The sequence below is a fragment of the Geminocystis sp. NIES-3709 genome, from assembly GCF_001548115.1.
GTDB lineage: Bacteria > Cyanobacteriota > Cyanobacteriia > Cyanobacteriales > Cyanobacteriaceae > Geminocystis.
Genome location: NZ_AP014821.1, coordinates 3738759 through 3757009, shown reverse-complemented (window position 1 = coordinate 3757009; position 18251 = coordinate 3738759). Strand labels below are relative to the sequence as shown.

Here is an 18251-nt window from a genome sequence, read left to right as displayed (position 1 = left end):
AAACCTATGGTAAAAAATTTCACTCATGACATTGTATTAAGCATTTGCTGTGGGAAGCCTAACACAAATAGAAGGTTACTTCCCAAAAATACCTTGAGGACAAATTAATAAAATTCCGATCATAATAACTGCTACCTCTAATTTGTACTTTGATCTGAAAATAGGAACATACCGCTATTCGTTTCTTCAACAATTCCGAAGGTTGGTTTTCCAATTTCACAAGAAGCGACATTACCAGTAAATTTTCCAGACTCGAAAAAGAAAAGAAATTGTCAGAATCTAGTAATTATGATCGAATCATATCAAAATAAATATTACATCAGGATCGATCGAGAATAGAGATTATCAATAACTTTCACAACATTATATATGCAAATAACTTTGTAACTTATTAGACTTTTCCAGAAATTATGATTTTAACTCAGGAATAATTAAAAATATAGTGTAAATTCATAAATGGTTTGTTATAACTGATTGTATTTTATAATTATTGGAGAGTCTATTCAATATGAGTTTAACAATTTACTTTTTGAGACACGGAGAAACAACTTCTAGTCTCAGTGGTGGTTATTGTGGTATTCTCGATTTAGACTTGACGGCGGAAGGATATTTGATGGCTGAAGATTTTTGTCAAGCCTATAAAAATTTGCCTTGGCAGGGTATTTTTTCGAGTCCTTTATCTCGAACTATTGCCACCGCAACCCCTTTAGCTAAAACCTTGGGTATGGGAATTCAACAACGAGACGGATTACGAGAAATTGCTTATGGTAATTGGGAAGGAAAAACCCCTCAACAAGTTAATCAAGAATATCATGATGAGTATGTACGCTGGTTAGCCGATCCGGGCTGGAATGCCCCCACGGGAGGAGAAAAAGGTATTGATATAGCTAGACGTAGTAGTCAAGTTTTAGAGGAAATTGAACAAAATTATTCTACGGGTAACGTTTTGGTTGTTTCTCATAAGGCTACTATTCGCATTATGCTTTGTAGTTTATTAGGTATTGATATTGGACGTTATCGAGATCGTATTGCTCTGCCCGTTGCTTCGGTGACAGTGGTAGAATTTACGGTAAGAGGGCCTTTACTCAAAATTTTAGCCGATCGATCACACCTTCGAGAAGATTTGAAGAATAGGCAAGGAACATAATTAGGGTTTGCTTAAATGATCAGAAGGCTTAAAAATCAAGGTTAGATGATGCCCCTTGTAATCAACACAGGAATGTTGGTTAATATGGTTCGATCGGGAATAGATATTATCAATATTTTTCTAATTTATGATTTTTGCAATACAATGTAGATAAAAAATAAAAAGAGAAAATAGAATGAAGCGTTTAAAAAGCATAAGAGACTATATTGATATATTACATAATTTAGGTGATGTTTGTTATATTGATCACGAGGTGGATCCATTTTTAGAAATGGCGGCATTTGCTAGACGCGGATATGATCAGGCTGTTCAGGCACCTGCTCCTTTATTTACTAATATAAAAGGCTCTAAACCTGGTATGCGCGCACTGGGGGCTCCTGGTGCACTCAGTTCCATCCCAAATTGTCAGGCAGCCAGAGTTGCACTCTCTGTGGGTCTTCCAATCAATTCGACATGGACAGAAATCGTTAAGTCTTTGGTTGCAAGTCGTACGAAACCAAAAATTAAACCTAAAATCGTTGATACCGCCCCCTTCAAACAGAATATATTTATAGGTGACGATGCTACTCTGGATATTTTTCCCATAGGAACACTTCATGAAGGCGATGGTGGGCCTTACGCAAATACTTGGGGAACAATTGTCGTCCGTTCACCAGATGGTAATTGGACTAGTTGGTCTATAGCTCGGGTGGAAAAACTTGATGGTAAGCGCATGACTGGATTATTCCAAAAACCACAGCATATCAGAATGATTTGGGATATGTGGGTAAAAATAGGCAAACCTATGCCTTTTGCACTTTGCCAAGGTTGCGAGCCAGGGTTGCCTTTTGTATCGGCAATGCCACTGGAAGACTGGATAAGTGAATCAGATTATCTGGGAGCTCATTTCGGTGAGCCTATAGAAGTTGTTCGGTGCGAATCGGTGGACCTTGAAGTTCCAGCAAGCTCTGAAGTGGTGATTGAGGGCTATGTTTCCTTGGTGAAGGATTCCTTAGAAGGTCCATTCGGTGAATATCAAGGTTATTTAGCCACTGAAACACAAATGCAACCCACTTATCATATTCAATCAATTTCTCATAGAGACAATGCTATTTGGCCTTTTGTCGCCGAGGGGAGACCTGTAGATGAATTTCATACCTGCGCAGGACTTGGATTTTCTGTTGAAGGTTTAGGATTGTTACAGGAATCAGGACTGCCTGTCAGTATGGCTTGGACTCCCTTTGAAACAGCTGTAAGTTGGATGATTATTACGGTTTCACCTGACTGGCGTGAAAAACTTCCTGACACCACATCCCTAGAATTTTCCGAAAAAATTGCAGACATCGTTTGGAAGTCTTTGTTTGGGCATTGCATGGAAGTCATTTATGTCCTTGATGATGATATTGATCCAACAAACATAAAAGATGTGTTGTGGGCTATTCCAACCCGCTGTCATCCAGTCAATCGACAAATTGTTAAAGAGGGTTCAATATTGCCTTTACTCACCTGTTATTCACATGCCGAGCGGGAAAACTGTCGTGGTTCAAAAGTTGTTCATGACGGTTTGTTACCAGAACCTGATAAAGGTAGAACTAAGACTTCTAGCTTCGACTTTGCCTATCCAGATGAAGTGCGTCAGAAAGTTATGATTAAATGGAAATGGTGAATGCGATGGGCACGGTTCTTCTATGAAGATAACTTCTGTATTGTATTTGAAATCAGTTTTGATAATTAATTTGAACTGAAATAAAGACTTTTCAAGATTAATAATTGCGAATAATTGCATTTATCTACCAAAAATGATCACAAGATTTGATAATCTTTTTAAAAGAACCACACCCGAATGCGATAATGTGAACTAATTATTTAATAATTGCCCTTATCTGTGGTGATAATTTTTCGTCATCTCCTAACCACCACAAGAGAATATGAGTATCTAATAAAAACTTCATTCATCTTCCCCGTAAAACATAGCGTTAACTTCTGGTGATTCATCATCAAAATCATTCGCAATCCAAATTTGTCCTTTCCAACGGCTTTGTTGCATGAATCAAAAAACGAACAATTTTTCAGAGGAACGATCGCTATGACCCTATCATTATGAGTTGTTAAACTATATAGCTATCTGGTTTGGCAATTTGGATCATTTTATTCAACAACAGACATTTCACAAACAATTCCACAGCCTGATTGTCAAAATCTCTGCTACTTAGTTTTCCTCCAAAGATTGTCTTTAGCCTAAACATTGTAGTTTCACTGATTGAACGTCGATTATAACCACTTTCTTCCTTCCATTCTTTTCTACCTATTTCCTCAATTTTTTCGATATTTCTATTCCTGTCTCCATCTATGTCTGACCACTTTTGAGCATTGTTTTGTGGTAGAATTGTCGCCATTGCCCCTCTCTTGGCGATCGCCCGATAACATTTTCTTTGATCAGAGCGAAGCTCTGGCGCTGCGCGATCATAAGCCCCATCCCCTGAAACTTGCTCAATCTCACCTTCTACCGCTTCTAATAAACTTTCTAGTACATCGCCGTCATGGCAATTATTTGTCGTTACTTCTGCTACTAAAATTTCACCTGTTTTTTCATCTACGGCTAAATGTAATTTACGCCATGTTCTTCTTTTACTTACACCGTGTTGTCTGGTTTTCCATTCACCTTCACCATAAACTTTTACCCCTGTGGAATCTACTACCACATGACGAGGTTCATCCCTTTTGTTCACTGGTAGAACTACATCGAGATTTTTCGCTCTACGAGACACCGTAGTATGGTCTGGCACTGGCAAATCAATCCCCATGAGAACAAATAATGATTCTAAAAAACCTTCCGTTTGTCTCCCCGCTAAACTAAATAAAGACTTCACCATCACAAAAGTTAATATTGCTTGATCTGAGAAATAATTATCAGCTCCTCTAGTTCCTGATTTTTCTGTTAAAATCCAGTTAGATAAGACTTCTTCAGAAAGCCAAAATGTCAGACTTCCTCTTTGTTTTAGTCCTCGATCATATTCTGACCAATTTCTTAGATGGTATTTTTGTTTCATCTTCTGACGGTGGCTATGGAAAAACAATACCTAATTTTATCTCAAAATACTCTCCACAAGCGATTCATGCAACAAAGCCTAAATGATCCCCCAATAAGTTGACATCAAAGGTTTTTTTTAACATGGTTATAATTAAACTGTTGAGATAGCCTTATTATAAGAAAATTTTATTCAGATTACTAAAAACAAAATATTACTTCCCAAAAATACCTTGAGGACGAATTAATAAAATTCCGATCATAATTACTAAAGCTACTCCCAACTTATACTCAGAACCAAAAATCGGCACACTTAATTCTTGTGCAATGCCAATAATTAACCCTCCAGCGATCGCACCATAGGGATTACCAATCCCTCCGAGTATCACCGCCGCAAACATAGGTAAAATCAGAAACCAACCCATATTTGGTCGTACCGTTGTGATCAAACCAAATAACCCCCCACCAAAAGCCGTTAGCATCGCCGTCATAATCCATGTAAATAAAACGACTTGCTCTACATTAATCCCTGAAACTCTAGCTAAATCAATGTTATCTGCTACCGCCCTCATGGCTTTCCCTATTTTAGTATTTTTAAGAATAAGATGTAATGCAACGATCGCAGCAATAGTTAAAGTAACTACAATAATACGATAATAAGCAATTTTTACCCCCCCAATATCGATCGCTTCCACCAAAGGCAAATCATAATTTTGATTACTACCACCCCAAATAAATAAAATACCATTGCGCAAAAACAGCGCCAAACCAATAGAAATAATAATTAAAGTAGTGCTACTAGCCCGTTTATCTCGCATGGGCTTCCATAACAATTGCTCACAGATTAACATTAGAATCACTGTACCTAAAGTACTAACCACGATCGATAACCAAATATTCACCCCGTTACTATTGATCAACCATGTAAGATAAGCCCCCATAGTCAAAAAATCTCCATGAGCAAAATTAGATAACCGTAAAATACCCATCGTTAAGGTTAAACCCACCGCCGCTAAAGCGATAATACTACCTACCGCCACACCATTGAAAAGTGATTGTATTGTGTCCATTGAGATCAAACTTCTTAATTTTTTTTAATATTGTGAGCAAATCATTACTAATCAAAGCATTAACTATATAATCATGGAGAAAAAATAATCCTTTCTTAGCAATCACCAATTATAATATTGACTAGCACTAAAAACTATTAATTACTAAATCAACCTCAAACTTTATTCGATCGTATTGGAGACATTAATCAAAACCTGTGACCTATAGCAACAATAAAAAAACAAATCAAAGAGATTTACCGAAAATTAACAACAATATCCGTTTTCCTAGAGTACGGGTAATTGGTACAGAAGGGGAACAACTAGGTATCCTCGATACCAGAGATGCTAATCGCATGGCAGAAGAACAAGAATTAGACTTAGTTTTAGTCAGTGAAACTTCTGATCCACCCGTGTGTCGTATCATGGACTACGGAAAATTTAAGTTTGAACAAGAGAAAAAAGCTAGGGCAATCCGCAAAAAGCAACATACGGCGGATATAAAAGAGGTGAAAATGCGTTATAAAATTGATGAGCATGATTATCAAGTGCGAGTCAGTCAAGCAAAACGTTTTCTCAATGCTGGGGATAAAGTTAAAGCCACGATTAACTTTAGAGGTAGAGAGGCTCAACACGTTCACTTAGGACAAGAATTATTAGAACGTATGGCTGTGGATTTGGCAGAATTGGCAGAAATTCAACAAAAACCAAAAAAAGAAGGGCGAAATATGATCATGTTTCTCTCACCCAAAAAGTAGGAGGTGAACTAGAAGACAGGTGGACAAGGGGACTCCCAAGACAATTTGTTCATACTAAACTTTTCATCGTTTACTTTTTTCCCATTATTAATTTCTAATTTCTCATTTCTCATTAAATTAATTATCATGTCTGACTGGAAAGTAATTGAAGGGGGTTTAACTGCCCCTAAAGGCTTTAAATCTTCTGGTATTACCGCCGGGTTAAAACCTTCTAAAGCCCCTGATTTGGCTCTTATTTATTCGGAAACCGATGCGATCGCCGCAGGAGTATTTACCACTTCTGAGGTTCGGGCCGCTTGTGTTGACTATTGTCGTCAAAAATTGCAAAAAAAATCTAGTGCCAGAGCTATTATTTGTAATGCAGGTCAAGCCAATGCTGCTACGGGAGAACAAGGTTGGCAAGATGCCATAGATACCGCAGACGCTTTAGCCAAGGAATTAAATATTGATGCTGATTCAATTCTTTTAGCTTCGACAGGGGTTATCGGACAAAGAATTAAAATGGACATATTAAAAGGTGCAATCCCTAAATTAGTCGCTGAATTATCGGAAAATGGTGGGGATGCCACCGCAAAAGCCATTATTACCACTGATTTAGTAACTAAATCCATTGCCCTTGAAACCACGATCGATGGTCGTCCTGTGCGTATTGGCGGTATTTCTAAGGGTTCGGGCATGATTCACCCGAATATGGCTACCATGCTTGGTTTTATTACCTGTGATGCAGCCGTTTCCACCCAACTATGGCAACAGATGTTAAAACGAGCTACGGATAAAAGTTTTAATCAAATTACTGTTGACGGTGATACTAGCACTAATGATAGTTTAATTGCCCTTGCTAATGGTCAATCTCGTACCCCTGCCATTACTAGCCTTGATGAAAATGGGCAAAAATTAGAGGCAATGCTAACAGAAGTATGTCAACATTTGGCAAAAGCGATCGCCAGAGATGGTGAAGGTGCAACCTGTTTGGTAGAAGTAGAAGTTAAAGGAGCTACTGATGAAGCCTCTGCTCGTCAAATCGCTAAAACCATTGTGGGATCATCTTTAGTTAAATCGGCTATCTTCGGACGTGATCCCAATTGGGGACGTATTGCGGCGGCGGCGGGTCGTGCTGGGGTACAATTCAACCAAGATGATTTGATGATTAAACTGGGAGATTTCTTGTTAATGGAAAGAGGACAACCTCAACCCTTCGATCGAGTTGCGGCTAGTAATTATTTGAAACAAGCGGCTGCAGGAGAGTACTTGAAAACTGATACTGTAGCTATTTCTGTCTCTGTGGGTAACGGCTCAGGAGTAGGGAAAGCATGGGGTTGTGATCTCAGTTACGATTATGTGAAGATTAATGCTGAATATACAACTTAACAATATAGAACCAATAAATTGGGACATTTTATAATATTAAGTTCGATTAAATAATTATAGTAGAATCTCTCGCAAAGACTGCAAAGACTGAGACTTTGATTATAACTGATTATCCGAACTTGATATAACCATTGTAGAAAATCCGTGATTGATTGTTATACTTGTATGGTTAAAAATTCTTTTTTTGACTCAAATCAAGGTAAATTATGGATCATCGATCGAGTAACTCTGATTCTTCCATCAGTAAAGTTGTCACCACTATTTGGCATAACGTCCAAACTCAATTCAAAATACCTACTCTTAAGCCCAATGCTAGAGTACCGGGTATTTACGTTAAAAATGGACAAGAAAAACATAGCTCTTTTTATCCTTTACTGGGCGATCGATATATCATAGGAAGAAGCACTAAAAGTTGCGATATAGTTATCCGTAGTGCAATTATTAGTCAAACTCACTGCGTCATCGAAAGAGATACTAACAATCCTCAAAAATTTATTATTCGTGACTTAAACTCTACTAACGGTGTTTACTTTGGCACTCAACGTTATCAATCCCTTACCCTTGAACATAACGATCGTATCACTCTTGGCCCCCCAGAATTAGCAGATGTCATAGAAATACGTTTTGATAAATGTCTGCCAAAATCCTTGATTTTTGCTCGTTATGGTTTAATGACTGGGGGAGTTATTGTCTTCTTGATTATGGCTTGGATAGGCTTTGAATGGACAAAATATGATGTTTATCCTATCCCTGATCATGTAGGTGGTTCAACGGTAGTGTATGGTGATGATGGTAAAACCCTACTTTCTCCTCGTATCGACTCCCCTCACCGAGAATTAGATAGTTTAAAAGAATTTTCTCCTTACTTACCCAAAGCCTTAATGGCTTCAGAAGACACTCGCTATTATTGGCATTTTGGAGTTGATCCTTTAGGCATACTCAGAGCAATATTAATTAATACACGGGGTGATGCTAAGCAGGGTGCAAGTACTATAACTCAACAACTAGCCCGAAGTATTTATCCTGATGTGGGTAGAGAAAATAATTTAGCCCGTAAACTACGAGAAATGATGGTTGCATTGAAATTGGAAGCGGTTTATAGCAAAAATGACATCCTGAAAACCTATCTTAATCGAGTATATTTGGGTGTTAATTTGTATGGTTTTGAAGATGCGGCACAATTTTATTTCGACAAATCAGCTAAGGATTTAGATTTAGTCGAATCTGCTACCCTAGTGGCCATTTTACCTGCCCCCAACGCCTATAACCCTGTACAAGATTATGACACTACTATTGATTTTCGTAACCGAGTCATTGAAAGAATGCTAGATGCAGGGATGATCACAAAAGACGAAGCATCTAAGGCTAGACGATCGAGAATTTATATTAGTCCAAAAGCACAACAAACTTTATCGAATATTTTAGCACCTTATTACTATAGTCACGTTTTTCAAGAAATGAATCGTTTATTAGGAGATAATTTGACACAAGAGGGAGATTTTATTATTGAAACCGCATTAAACCCTAAAATTCAAGCTATAGCAGAGGACAGTCTCAAAAATCATCTAGCTAATAACGGTAAACAAAATAATTTTTCTCAAGGTGCGATCGCCAGTATTCGAGCAAAAAATGGAGAAATAGTTGCTTTAGTGGGTGGAAAAGATTATAAGGAAAGTCAGTTTAACAGGGCTACTCAAGCCAAAAGACAACCGGGGTCAACTTTTAAGGTTTTTGCCTATACAGCTGCCTTAGAGGCAGGAATTTCAGCAAATAAGAGCTATTCTTGCTCCCCTCTCCGTTGGCAAGGTTTTACCTATAGAGGTTGTGAAAGAACAGGAGGAGTTACAAATATGTATCAAGGTTTGGCGTTATCGGAAAATGCGATCGCCCTTAGAGTTGCTCAAGATGTAGGCTTAAATAAAGTAGTTGATATGGCGAAAAAATTAGGTATTAAATCAGAGTTAAATGCTGTTCCGGGATTAATATTAGGACAAAGTGAAGTCAATGTGCTAGAAATAACAGGTGCTTATACCGCTTTTGCCAATCAAGGAATTTGGTCACGCCCTCACGCTATCAAAGTAATTAGAGATGGGAGAGACTGTCAAGACTTTGAAAAACATAATACCTGTCGAGAAATTTATCGATTTAATGAAAATAGTGACGAGCAAAAACAAGTTATTAACCCTAAAATTGCTCAAACTATGAACCAAATGCTACGACAAGTTATTACTTCAGGCACTGGTAGAAGTGCATCCGTGGGTAAAGACGAAGCAGGAAAAACAGGTACAACCAATAAAGGAGTTGATTTGTGGTTTATCGGCTACGTTACTAAAGATAATTTGGTGACGGGAATTTGGTTGGGAAATGATAACAACTCCCCGACTAATAGTAGTAGTGGACAAGCCGCTATATTATGGGGAAATTATATGAAAAAAATTTTATAAATGTTTCTTATTCAAAAGAAAATTTGAGTAAACTTCCTCAATAAATCGATCGAGTATTGCTTAAACTAATAGTTAATTTCTTCTACTATCTCAATACCCCTCCTAGCGGTACTTTGAGAAATTTTTGTGCAAAAATAGCTTAAAATACAGTCAGCATAAGGGATTTAGGTAAACAAGATAAAAATGGCTGAAACTCCTACTATCAAAGGAAAAGTTATTAATCGATGTAAAATCTTTGATTCATAAAGATTTGAGACTCATAGTTTTATATTTTTAGTTTAAGTACCGCTAGTAGTAAACCTGCTCATGGTAATTACGAATTATATATAAACGAACATTGCCCATGAAACAGGATATTATGAGTTGCTATATTTATATTTATAGTATAGATACCCTATAAAATTTATTTTTCATTAGCTATACTTATCAAGCAGGGTTTGTAATCCTCCTTCATAACCACTACCAACGGCATTAATACGCCAATCACCATCTTTGTTATATAATTCAGCCATTATGACGGCAGTTTCTACAGAGAAATCTTCTGTTAAGTCATAACGTAAAATTTCTTCTTTAGTTTGTACATCTACAAGACGGATATAAGCATTGGTTACCTGTCCAAAATTTTGGTGTCTTTTATTGGCATCATAAATAGTTACTGTCACGACAATTTTAGCCACATCAGAGGGTACTTTGCGCAAATCAACGATTAAACCTTCATCATCTCCTTCTCCTTCTCCCGTGCGATTATCTCCTAAAAGTTTGATTGATTGATCAGAATCGGGACTAATTAGGTTATTGTAAAAAATGAAATGTTTATCGGAAACTAATTTTTCGTTAGTACCTAAAAGAAATACAGATACATCTAAATCAAAATCTCCTCCCGTATCTGTTGAATTAGTATCCCAACCTAAACCAATAAATCCGGCTACTAGGGTTGGTGCTACTTTTGCTAATGAAATTCTTTGTCCTTTTTGTAGTGAAATAGTCATAATTTAATTGTATGAAATTTAGTGATCTTATTAGTCAATTATCACCTCAAGCTCATAGTCTCAATACAAATCCGCATCTTAATCCTGAGGTTAATAGTATTATGCCTATTGATCAAGCGGAAGTTAATACACTAAGTTATATTGAAGGTGATAAGTTTGCCAAAATGGTAGCCGTTACAACAGCTTCTGCTCTTATTTTACCACTAGATTTGTCCTTACAAGAGTTGGCTACAAAAAGAGGTATTGCTTGGTTATCTTCTGCTTACCCTCGTCTTACTTTTGCCCAAGCTATTGGTTTATTTTATCAACCTTTTCAACCTGAGTCCAAAATTCACCCCACTGCCGTTATTGGTGAAGATGTTAAATTAGGCAAAAATGTGGCGATCGCTGCTAATGTGGTAATTGAAAAAGGAGTTGTAATTGAGGATCATGTCTGTATCTTTCCTAATGTTGTTATCTATCCTCATGTTACTATTGGCAGTGGAACTTTAATCCATGCTAACGCTACGATCGAAGAAAGAAGTCAAATAGGTTCAAATTGTGTGATCCATAGTGGTGCTGTTATTGGTGGTGAGGGTTTTGGTTTCGTACCGATTCCTGAAGGTTGGTATAAGATGCAACAATCAGGTTATGTGATATTGGAAGATGGGGTGGAAATTGGGTGTAATAGTACTGTCGATCGCCCTGCGGTGGGTATCACTCGCATCGGTAAAAACACAAAATTAGATAACTTAGTCCACATCGGGCATAATGGAGATATTGGCGAAAACTGTGCCTTGGCGGCTCAAGTGGGGTTAGCCGGGGGTGTAAAATTAGGTAATCGGGTTATTCTCGCTGGGCAAGTCGGTGTTGCTAATCAGGTACAAATCGGAGATAATGCGATCGCTTCTGCTCAAACAGGGATACATAATGACGTAAAAACAGGAGAGACAGTATCGGGTTCTCCGGCTGTGGCAAATAAACTATATTTAAAAGTATCGGCTATTTATAAGAAATTGCCTGAAATTTATAAAATTGTCAAAGAATTGCAAAAAAAATCCTTGTAGGCTAAGACGCATAAAATCTCAGTGAGCTGTAAAAAACCTTGAAAAATAAAGGTTTAAGAGTGTTAACTAAACAAATTTTTTCCCTAAAAAATAATTAAATTGAGTAAATAGTTATCGAAAATCAATTTTAACAATGTTTAAGTCAATTCCTATCACTCCTACCCTCATAAAAAGACTTTTTCAGCACACCTTACTTAGTTTAAGTTATTAATCGGTAATCCCCAATATTTAGCTTTTTCCTCTAACCATCCTTCTTGATTCAATTTTCTGATTACTTGGTTTACTTTATCTCGTAATTCTTGATATTGTCGTCCTTTAGGAAGTACGATCGAGAGGGGATAACCACCAAAAACCTTTGATAATAGTTCATAATCACTGTTTTCTTGTACCCAACCGACTAAAACAGTTATATCTCCCGCAAATCCTTCAATTTCTCCTAATTCCATCAATTCTAAGGCTTTTTCATAGGATGAGACGGCTTGTAATGTAACTCTCGGTAAATTATATCTGATTTGGTCGATCGATCGAGAATTAGAAAGTACCCCAATTTTCTTCGTTAAATCTATTTTTTTGCCTTTTTTGACCAAAATTCCCGTACCATCTAAATAGTATGAATCACTAAAATCTACGATGCGACGACGAGAGGCATTAGCTGTTACTGAGGCGATCGCCAAATCTACTTCTACATCTGTGACAATTTGTATTCTTTCTTGATTATTGACGGGAATAAGTTGAACTGCTTTTTCTTCCCCTAACAATTCTAAAGCTAAACGATGGGCTAAATCAATTTCAAATCCCCGTAAATTACCCTCTTGATCACGATAACCCAAAGGACGCAAATTATCTTTAACAGCTATGGTTAATAGTCCTTTTTTTTCAATTTCTTGCCATTCTCCCCCATAGGCACCCGCTGGATGAAAAACAAAAAATGCGATAGAAATCAACATTGAGGATACTACTTTTAGGAATCTGATTTGATTCATCATATTTGATAGACTTCTATAATAATTTAGGATATGGGATTTGATGTAATTTGGCTTCTAATTTATTTTAATTTTTATTTTGCAAGAGATCTAATAATTTTCGTTTTTTAATTTATCATTCATGATTTATTATTCATGATTTATTATTCATGATTAAAATAGGAGAATCTATTTATTCAATGGCAAAGTATGTCCTTAGAAGATAAAATTCATGAAAATATCTCAGAAAGTTTACCTGCGAAAAAAGATTTAGAAAATTTTTTCTCTTTAGCATTAGACTTACTCTGTATTGCTGATTTAAAAGGAAATTTTATCCGAGTTAATCAAGCATGAAAATCTATCTTAGGTTATAACACCACTGAATTAGAAACTCGTAAATTTTTTGATTTTGTTCATCCAGATGATTTATCCTCAACTTGGGAAGCCACAGAAAAATTAGGCAATGGTAAGGAAATTTATAATTTTGAAAATCGTTATCTTTCCCATGATGGGTCTTATTATTACATAGAATGGCGATCGAGATGTGTTGATAATTTAATTTATGCCGTGGGAAGAGATATAACTCATCGTAAATCTATCGAAACCCAATTATCTCATACCAGAACATTATTCGATCGTATCAATGAAGTTGGTGATATTGGTCTTTGGGATGCTGATTTAATCAATAATAAAATATATTGGTCAAAAATTACTAAAAAAATTCATGAAGTATCTGAAGACTATATTGCAGATCTGGATACAGCTATAAATTTTATTAAAGAAGGAGAAAATAGAGATAAATTAGTTTCTGCGATGGATTTAGCTATCAGAGAAGGTATTGGCTATGATTTAGAAGTAGTAATAATCACTGCTACGAAAAAAGAAATTTGGGTGAGAATTATCGGAAATGTAAAATTAGAAAATGGTAAATGTGTAGAATTTTTTGGCACAATTCAAGATATTACCACAAGAAAAAAAACAGAAATTGAACTGCTTAAAACTAAAGAATTTTTAGATCAAACTAATCAATTAGCTAGAGTTGGCGGTTGGCAAATGTATTTAAATGCTGAAAAAGTAGAATGGTCTAATATGACCAGAATAATTCATGAATTGCCATCTCCCTCTGAAGTTACCTTAATGGAAGGTATTAATTTTTATAAAGAAGGAAAAAGTAGAAACACTGTTATAAACGCTGTAAATGATGCTATTAATTTGGGTAAATCTTCTTCTTTGGAAGTCCAATTTATTACCGCAAAAGCTAGAGAAATTTGGGTAAAACTAATTATTAAATCTGAATTTAAAGATGGTAAATGTATCCGTATTTATGGTTCATTTCAAGACATCGATCGACAAAAACGGAATCAAATTGCCCTTTTGGAAAAAACTGCGGAATATAATGAGTTAGCGGGACTTAAACTAAAAATATTAAACTATGAGTCTCAAATCGTTATAAATCAAAGATTTTACATAGATCGATAACTTTTCCTTTTATACCAAGAGTTTCAGCCGTTTTTATGACGTTTACCTAAATATCTTACTCTGACTGTATTTGAAGCTATTTTTGCACCAAAATTTTTCAAAGTACCGTTAGTCTCTATGATTCCTATGGGTATTTACAAACTGCGAGAAGATTTTACTTTTGCTTATGTTAGTCCTGTATGGTGTCGTCTTAATAATATTAAAGAGCAAGATGTTTTAGATCATCCCCATTTAGCTATAAATATTATCCATCCTGACGATCAAGATTACTTCTTACAAAAAAATATTGAAACACTCATCCAAAAATCATCTTTTAACGAAACAACGAGATTTATTATCAATAATCAAATTCGATGGATGCGTATTCAATCAAAACCTCATCAAGATGATCAAGGTAAATGGTTTTGGTTTGGAACAATAACAGATATTACAGAACAAAAACAAGCAGAAATTGAGTTTCAACAAACAAAAGATCAGCTACAAAATGTAATTTCATCTTTAACAGAAGTATTATGGTCAATTAGTGTCCCAAATTTTAAAGTTATATATGTTAGTCCATCAGTAGAAAAAATTTATGGTATTCCTCTTAAAGAATGGATGGAAGATTACACCCTTTGGAGTCAGTTTATTCATCCTGAAGATCAGGGTATTGTCGATGTTATTTGGCAAAATATGGAAACCAAAGGTTATTCACAAACAGAATATCGTATTGTCACTCATGAAGGTGAAATAAAATGGGTTTCCAGTAAAGCAAAGTATGTCCAAAATGAACAAGGGATAATAATTAGAATTGATGGTATTGTTACTGATATTACTGAAAATCAACTTATTAAAATTGCCTTAGCCGAAAGCGAAGCCCGACTTAAAAATCTCATTGATTATTTACCCGGAGTAGCTTATCAATGCCTTAATGACGAAGATTATACAGCTATTTTTATTAGTGATGAAATTGAACGATTAACAGGTTATAAAACTGAAGATTTTATTACTAATCAAATTAGTTTACAAGCAATTATTCATCCTGATTATCGAAATAATGTTAGAAAACAAATAAATCAGTTTTTAGAAGAAAAAAAATGTTTTGAAATTCAATATATTATTACAACTATTGATAATCAAGAACTTTGGGTTTATGAAAAAGGTAGAGGAGTTTACGATCGAAATGCTCAATTAAAACATATTGAAGGACTGATTTTTGATATAACTAAACAAAAAAACACTGAAACAGAATTACAGAACATAAATCAACAATTAATTAGAAAAGAACAAATGTTAAGCTAAGACGCATTGATTTGGTATATAATTTAAGTCAGAAAAGATAAAACTTAGGTGTGATTTATGCCTTCTAAAAATTTTTTGTCAGAGGAAGGAAGAAAGAAAGTATCTACAAGATGCTTTAAAAATAGAAAAGAGATCGGAAGTCAGGGAAAGAATTTTAATATTTTTATTAGAGAATGATGGTAAAAATTATCAAGAAATAGCAGTTTTTTTGGGTTGTTCCCCCAAAACGGTGGCTTACTGGGCAGTTCATGGTAATCCTAATAATGTAGATTCATTGCAAGATAAAAGAAGAAAAGGAAACCAAACAAAAGCAACGGATAAATATATTGAAAGATTATTAGAAGTAGTTGATAAAAATCCTGAAGATTTTGGATATGATTTTGGTCGATGGACGGGGTAAAGATTATCAGAACATTTGGAAAAAGAAACAGGAATTAAATTAAGCAAATCACAAGTAGTGAGGATATTAAAAAGAAAAAAGTATAGTTATATTTGGGGAAAATATAGTTTAGAAGACAAACAAAATCAAGAACAAAGAAAAGCATTTAAAGAAAAATTAGAACATTACATAGAAATAGGTAAAGAGAATCCTGAGTTAGTTCAAGTATGGTTTTAGGATGAGTGTGGTTTTAGTTTAAGGGTGATAAGAAGAAAAACATGGACGAAAAAAGGAAAAAGAAAAAAGGAAAAAGAAAAAAGGTGAAGGGAGAAAGAAGAAGAGGAAGAGTAAATATCATGGGAGGAATAAGATATTCGGATAAAAAAAGAAGATGTTTTGTAATAAAAAAAGGTGATTCAGAAACGTTTTGTGAACAATTAAAAAAGTTATGGGAAGAAATAAAAAATGAATGGGTAAGTAAGGGAAATGATGAAAAAGATTTTAAAGAATGTGGTCCGAAAATAATCATAATATTAGACAACGCAAGTTTCCATAAAAAAAAGGAAATAGTAGAAAAAATAGAAAAAAATCTACCGAATATAAGACTAGAATATTTACCGGTATATAGTCCAGATTATAACTTAATAGAATTAGTGTGGCATTCGGCAAAGGAATATATAGCTTATAGAAACTTTGAAAATAAAGAACAGCTAGAAAAAACAGTAAATTACTTATTAAATGAAGGAAGTTTAGTAATTAATTGGAGTAAAAAATTTAAGAATAAGGGTGAATTAATCAATGTAAGTTAAATGCGTCTTAGCTTAGTAGCTATTTCTCAGGCAACTAAAGAATTACTCTCTAACAAAAATATTGATAGTGCGATCGGCTGTTCTCTGTCCATACTTGCGAAAGGGATTGAAGTAGATCAGGCTTACTATTTATAGTCATTAAAAATAAGAATGAGACACTTAACTGTCACAATAACTGCGGATTATTTCATCTAAACTAACGGTACTTAGACAAAAATTATGCCCAAATAAACCCTAAACTTGCTTTATATAAGCTAAATACTTCCACATTATCTTTTAACCATTGAAAGAAACGAAAAGACACTGCTGTCCGAAACGCTTCCAATGCCTCTGCAAAAGTATTTAAGGGTTTATTTCCCCATTGCCTTCTCAATCCCCCTGTCAAACGATGCCATTGAATAAAAGTATAGGCGCAAAATACCAATATAAAATGTCTCATTAAACTTCTTTTATTTCTCACTTGGTATTGTGATAAGCCTAACCATCCCTTAATTTCACGGTAAAATACTTCTATCCAATTTCTTGATGTATAAGTTTCTACTATCCAATTTGCACAGACTTTTTCTCCTGTTTCATTGGTCATTAAATAATCAATATCTGTGGACTTTTCAAAACTGGGAGCATTCATGACGATAGCTACGGTTTTTATTCCTGATAAGGCTGATAATTTAATTTTTATGGTTGCTACCCAAAGAGTTTTTTCTCTATTTTTACCTGTTTTTATTTCTTCAAAACTCTCTTGAGGTAATAATTTAGCTATTTCATCTATTCTTTTTTCAGACTCTCTCAAATCTTCTTTTACTACTTGTACTAATCTATTTTTTGCAATAATTCCTATATATTTTAAATTTTTTTGTTCTAATTTTTCTAATAAATTAGTATTGTTCCCATAACCCCCATCCATTAAAATTATTTGAGGATGGTAATTTCGGTTTAAACATTTTTCAATTAAATTAAAGGCAATATCGGGTTTTTTTTGAAATTGTGGGTCATCTTTTCCCAAGGGGAAATTTTCCGCTTTTTCATATAATTCAACGTCTAAGGGAAAACTTCTGACCCCATCATAAATGTGGGTGGTGACTGCGGATATTACCATTATCAGTTTTGCCAATTTCACCAATATATTGTCGTCCCACACAGTCAGTAAAATTGCCACTTTTACGATGACCTGAATCATCGATAATTAAAGAGAAAGAGCGACTTATTTTAGTTTGACGACATGAGGCAATAATTTCTAGTCTTTTATTATTTACCTCATCATAATTCCAAGTGGATTCTGTTAGGAAATGATGTAACTTATGATAAGTAATATCAAGATTATTATGGGCAATTTGAGTGAGATTTTTTCTTTGAGAATCACCTAATAAACCGCCCAAATAATTTCTAAACTCTCGTTTTTGTGCTTTTGTTTTTAATACAGGGTCTATTTTTTGGCACCAACGCTCGAAACAGGGTGGCATTGATGAAGATGTGATTTCTTTCATTTTGACCTAAAAACAATATAATGTAAATATTATAGCTTAATTGTTGTTA

At 34.9% G+C, this 18251-nt stretch carries 15 protein-coding genes and 2 pseudogenes; 11 read left to right on the top strand and 6 right to left on the bottom strand.

Features of this window, described 5'->3' with window-relative positions:
* The first annotated feature begins 508 nt into the window (after positions 1-508).
* On the top strand, positions 509-1147 hold the full coding sequence (locus GM3709_RS16005; protein ID WP_066121143.1) for a histidine phosphatase family protein: 639 nt from the start codon (positions 509-511) through the stop codon (positions 1145-1147).
* A gap of 175 nt (positions 1148-1322) precedes the next feature.
* On the top strand, positions 1323-2792 hold the full coding sequence (locus tag GM3709_RS16000) for a UbiD family decarboxylase (RefSeq protein WP_066121141.1): 1470 nt from the start codon (positions 1323-1325) through the stop codon (positions 2790-2792).
* Between the two features lie 196 nt (positions 2793-2988).
* Here the strand turns inward: GM3709_RS16000 and GM3709_RS19895 are convergent, their stop codons facing one another.
* From GM3709_RS19895 to GM3709_RS15990, 3 genes are all read right to left on the bottom strand, one after another.
* Positions 2989-3078, bottom strand: coding sequence for a type II toxin-antitoxin system VapC family toxin (locus GM3709_RS19895; protein WP_144439452.1), 90 nt, complete (start codon positions 3076-3078; stop codon positions 2989-2991).
* Between the two features lie 156 nt (positions 3079-3234).
* Complete coding sequence (locus tag GM3709_RS15995) at positions 3235-4176, bottom strand: IS5 family transposase (protein WP_066121139.1); 942 nt, start codon at positions 4174-4176, stop codon at positions 3235-3237.
* Positions 4177-4369: 193 nt separating this feature from the next.
* Positions 4370-5224: a branched-chain amino acid ABC transporter permease gene (locus GM3709_RS15990; protein WP_066121137.1), complete on the bottom strand. Its 855-nt coding sequence runs from the start codon at positions 5222-5224 to the stop codon at positions 4370-4372.
* Positions 5225-5421: 197 nt separating this feature from the next.
* Here GM3709_RS15990 and infC point away from each other — a divergent pair, with 197 nt between their 5' ends.
* The 3 genes from infC (at position 5422) to GM3709_RS15975 (ending at position 9773) form a co-directional block, all read left to right on the top strand.
* On the top strand, positions 5422-5961 hold the full coding sequence (gene infC / locus GM3709_RS15985) for a translation initiation factor IF-3 (RefSeq protein ID WP_066121135.1): 540 nt from the start codon (positions 5422-5424) through the stop codon (positions 5959-5961).
* Positions 5962-6087: 126 nt separating this feature from the next.
* Positions 6088-7329 carry a bifunctional ornithine acetyltransferase/N-acetylglutamate synthase gene (gene argJ, locus GM3709_RS15980; RefSeq protein WP_066121132.1) on the top strand — a complete coding sequence of 414 codons (1242 nt, stop codon included), beginning with the start codon at positions 6088-6090 and terminating at the stop codon, positions 7327-7329.
* 206 nt (positions 7330-7535) lie between these two features.
* Positions 7536-9773 (top strand): PBP1A family penicillin-binding protein, encoded by a 2238-nt coding sequence (locus GM3709_RS15975; RefSeq protein ID WP_066121130.1) that lies wholly within the window; start codon positions 7536-7538, stop codon positions 9771-9773.
* A 413-nt stretch (positions 9774-10186) separates the two neighbouring features.
* Here the strand turns inward: GM3709_RS15975 and GM3709_RS15970 are convergent, their stop codons facing one another.
* Complete coding sequence (locus GM3709_RS15970) at positions 10187-10762, bottom strand: TerD family protein (protein ID WP_066121127.1); 576 nt, start codon at positions 10760-10762, stop codon at positions 10187-10189.
* A gap of 11 nt (positions 10763-10773) precedes the next feature.
* On the opposite strand from GM3709_RS15970, the gene lpxD reads away from it, so the two are divergent.
* On the top strand, positions 10774-11808 hold the full coding sequence (lpxD, locus tag GM3709_RS15965; RefSeq protein WP_066121125.1) for a UDP-3-O-(3-hydroxymyristoyl)glucosamine N-acyltransferase: 1035 nt from the start codon (positions 10774-10776) through the stop codon (positions 11806-11808).
* Between the two features lie 194 nt (positions 11809-12002).
* Here the strand turns inward: lpxD and GM3709_RS15960 are convergent, their stop codons facing one another.
* Positions 12003-12755 carry a transporter substrate-binding domain-containing protein gene (locus GM3709_RS15960; protein ID WP_231937581.1) on the bottom strand — a complete coding sequence of 251 codons (753 nt, stop codon included), beginning with the start codon at positions 12753-12755 and terminating at the stop codon, positions 12003-12005.
* Between the two features lie 225 nt (positions 12756-12980).
* Here GM3709_RS15960 and GM3709_RS20545 point away from each other — a divergent pair, with 225 nt between their 5' ends.
* The 5 genes and pseudogenes from GM3709_RS20545 (at position 12981) to GM3709_RS21720 (ending at position 16853) form a co-directional block, all read left to right on the top strand.
* Positions 12981-13124, top strand: coding sequence for a hypothetical protein (locus tag GM3709_RS20545; RefSeq protein ID WP_158506757.1), 144 nt, complete (start codon positions 12981-12983; stop codon positions 13122-13124).
* Between the two features lie 6 nt (positions 13125-13130).
* Complete coding sequence (locus GM3709_RS15955; protein WP_082713024.1) at positions 13131-14249, top strand: PAS domain-containing protein; 1119 nt, start codon at positions 13131-13133, stop codon at positions 14247-14249.
* A gap of 126 nt (positions 14250-14375) precedes the next feature.
* Positions 14376-15530: a PAS domain-containing protein gene (locus GM3709_RS15950; RefSeq protein ID WP_158506755.1), complete on the top strand. Its 1155-nt coding sequence runs from the start codon at positions 14376-14378 to the stop codon at positions 15528-15530.
* A 70-nt stretch (positions 15531-15600) separates the two neighbouring features.
* Positions 15601-16718, top strand: a pseudogene (locus tag GM3709_RS19890) (IS630 family transposase).
* Positions 16719-16853: a hypothetical protein gene (locus GM3709_RS21720; protein ID WP_255359668.1), complete on the top strand. Its 135-nt coding sequence runs from the start codon at positions 16719-16721 to the stop codon at positions 16851-16853.
* An 82-nt stretch (positions 16854-16935) separates the two neighbouring features.
* Here the strand turns inward: GM3709_RS21720 and GM3709_RS15935 are convergent.
* Positions 16936-18202: pseudogene (locus tag GM3709_RS15935) on the bottom strand (IS701 family transposase).
* Between the last annotated feature and the right edge of the window lie 49 nt (positions 18203-18251).

What these genes read in the sequence shown, in the direction of transcription:
- GM3709_RS15990 (WP_066121137.1), bottom strand. Translation starts at nt 5,224, where the DNA reads ATGGACACAATACAATCACTTTTCAATGGTGTGGCGGTAGGTAGTATT.
- GM3709_RS16000 (WP_066121141.1), top strand. Translation starts at nt 1,323, where the DNA reads ATGAAGCGTTTAAAAAGCATAAGAGACTATATTGATATATTACATAAT.
- GM3709_RS15960 (WP_231937581.1), bottom strand. Translation starts at nt 12,755, where the DNA reads ATGTTGATTTCTATCGCATTTTTTGTTTTTCATCCAGCGGGTGCCTAT.
- GM3709_RS21720 (WP_255359668.1), top strand. Translation starts at nt 16,719, where the DNA reads ATGCGTCTTAGCTTAGTAGCTATTTCTCAGGCAACTAAAGAATTACTC.
- lpxD (WP_066121125.1), top strand. Translation starts at nt 10,774, where the DNA reads ATGAAATTTAGTGATCTTATTAGTCAATTATCACCTCAAGCTCATAGT.
- GM3709_RS15950 (WP_158506755.1), top strand. Translation starts at nt 14,376, where the DNA reads ATGGGTATTTACAAACTGCGAGAAGATTTTACTTTTGCTTATGTTAGT.
- GM3709_RS15975 (WP_066121130.1), top strand. Translation starts at nt 7,536, where the DNA reads ATGGATCATCGATCGAGTAACTCTGATTCTTCCATCAGTAAAGTTGTC.
- GM3709_RS19895 (WP_144439452.1), bottom strand. Translation starts at nt 3,078, where the DNA reads ATGAAGTTTTTATTAGATACTCATATTCTCTTGTGGTGGTTAGGAGAT.
- GM3709_RS16005 (WP_066121143.1), top strand. Translation starts at nt 509, where the DNA reads ATGAGTTTAACAATTTACTTTTTGAGACACGGAGAAACAACTTCTAGT.
- GM3709_RS20545 (WP_158506757.1), top strand. Translation starts at nt 12,981, where the DNA reads ATGTCCTTAGAAGATAAAATTCATGAAAATATCTCAGAAAGTTTACCT.
- GM3709_RS15970 (WP_066121127.1), bottom strand. Translation starts at nt 10,762, where the DNA reads ATGACTATTTCACTACAAAAAGGACAAAGAATTTCATTAGCAAAAGTA.
- argJ (WP_066121132.1), top strand. Translation starts at nt 6,088, where the DNA reads ATGTCTGACTGGAAAGTAATTGAAGGGGGTTTAACTGCCCCTAAAGGC.
- GM3709_RS15995 (WP_066121139.1), bottom strand. Translation starts at nt 4,176, where the DNA reads ATGAAACAAAAATACCATCTAAGAAATTGGTCAGAATATGATCGAGGA.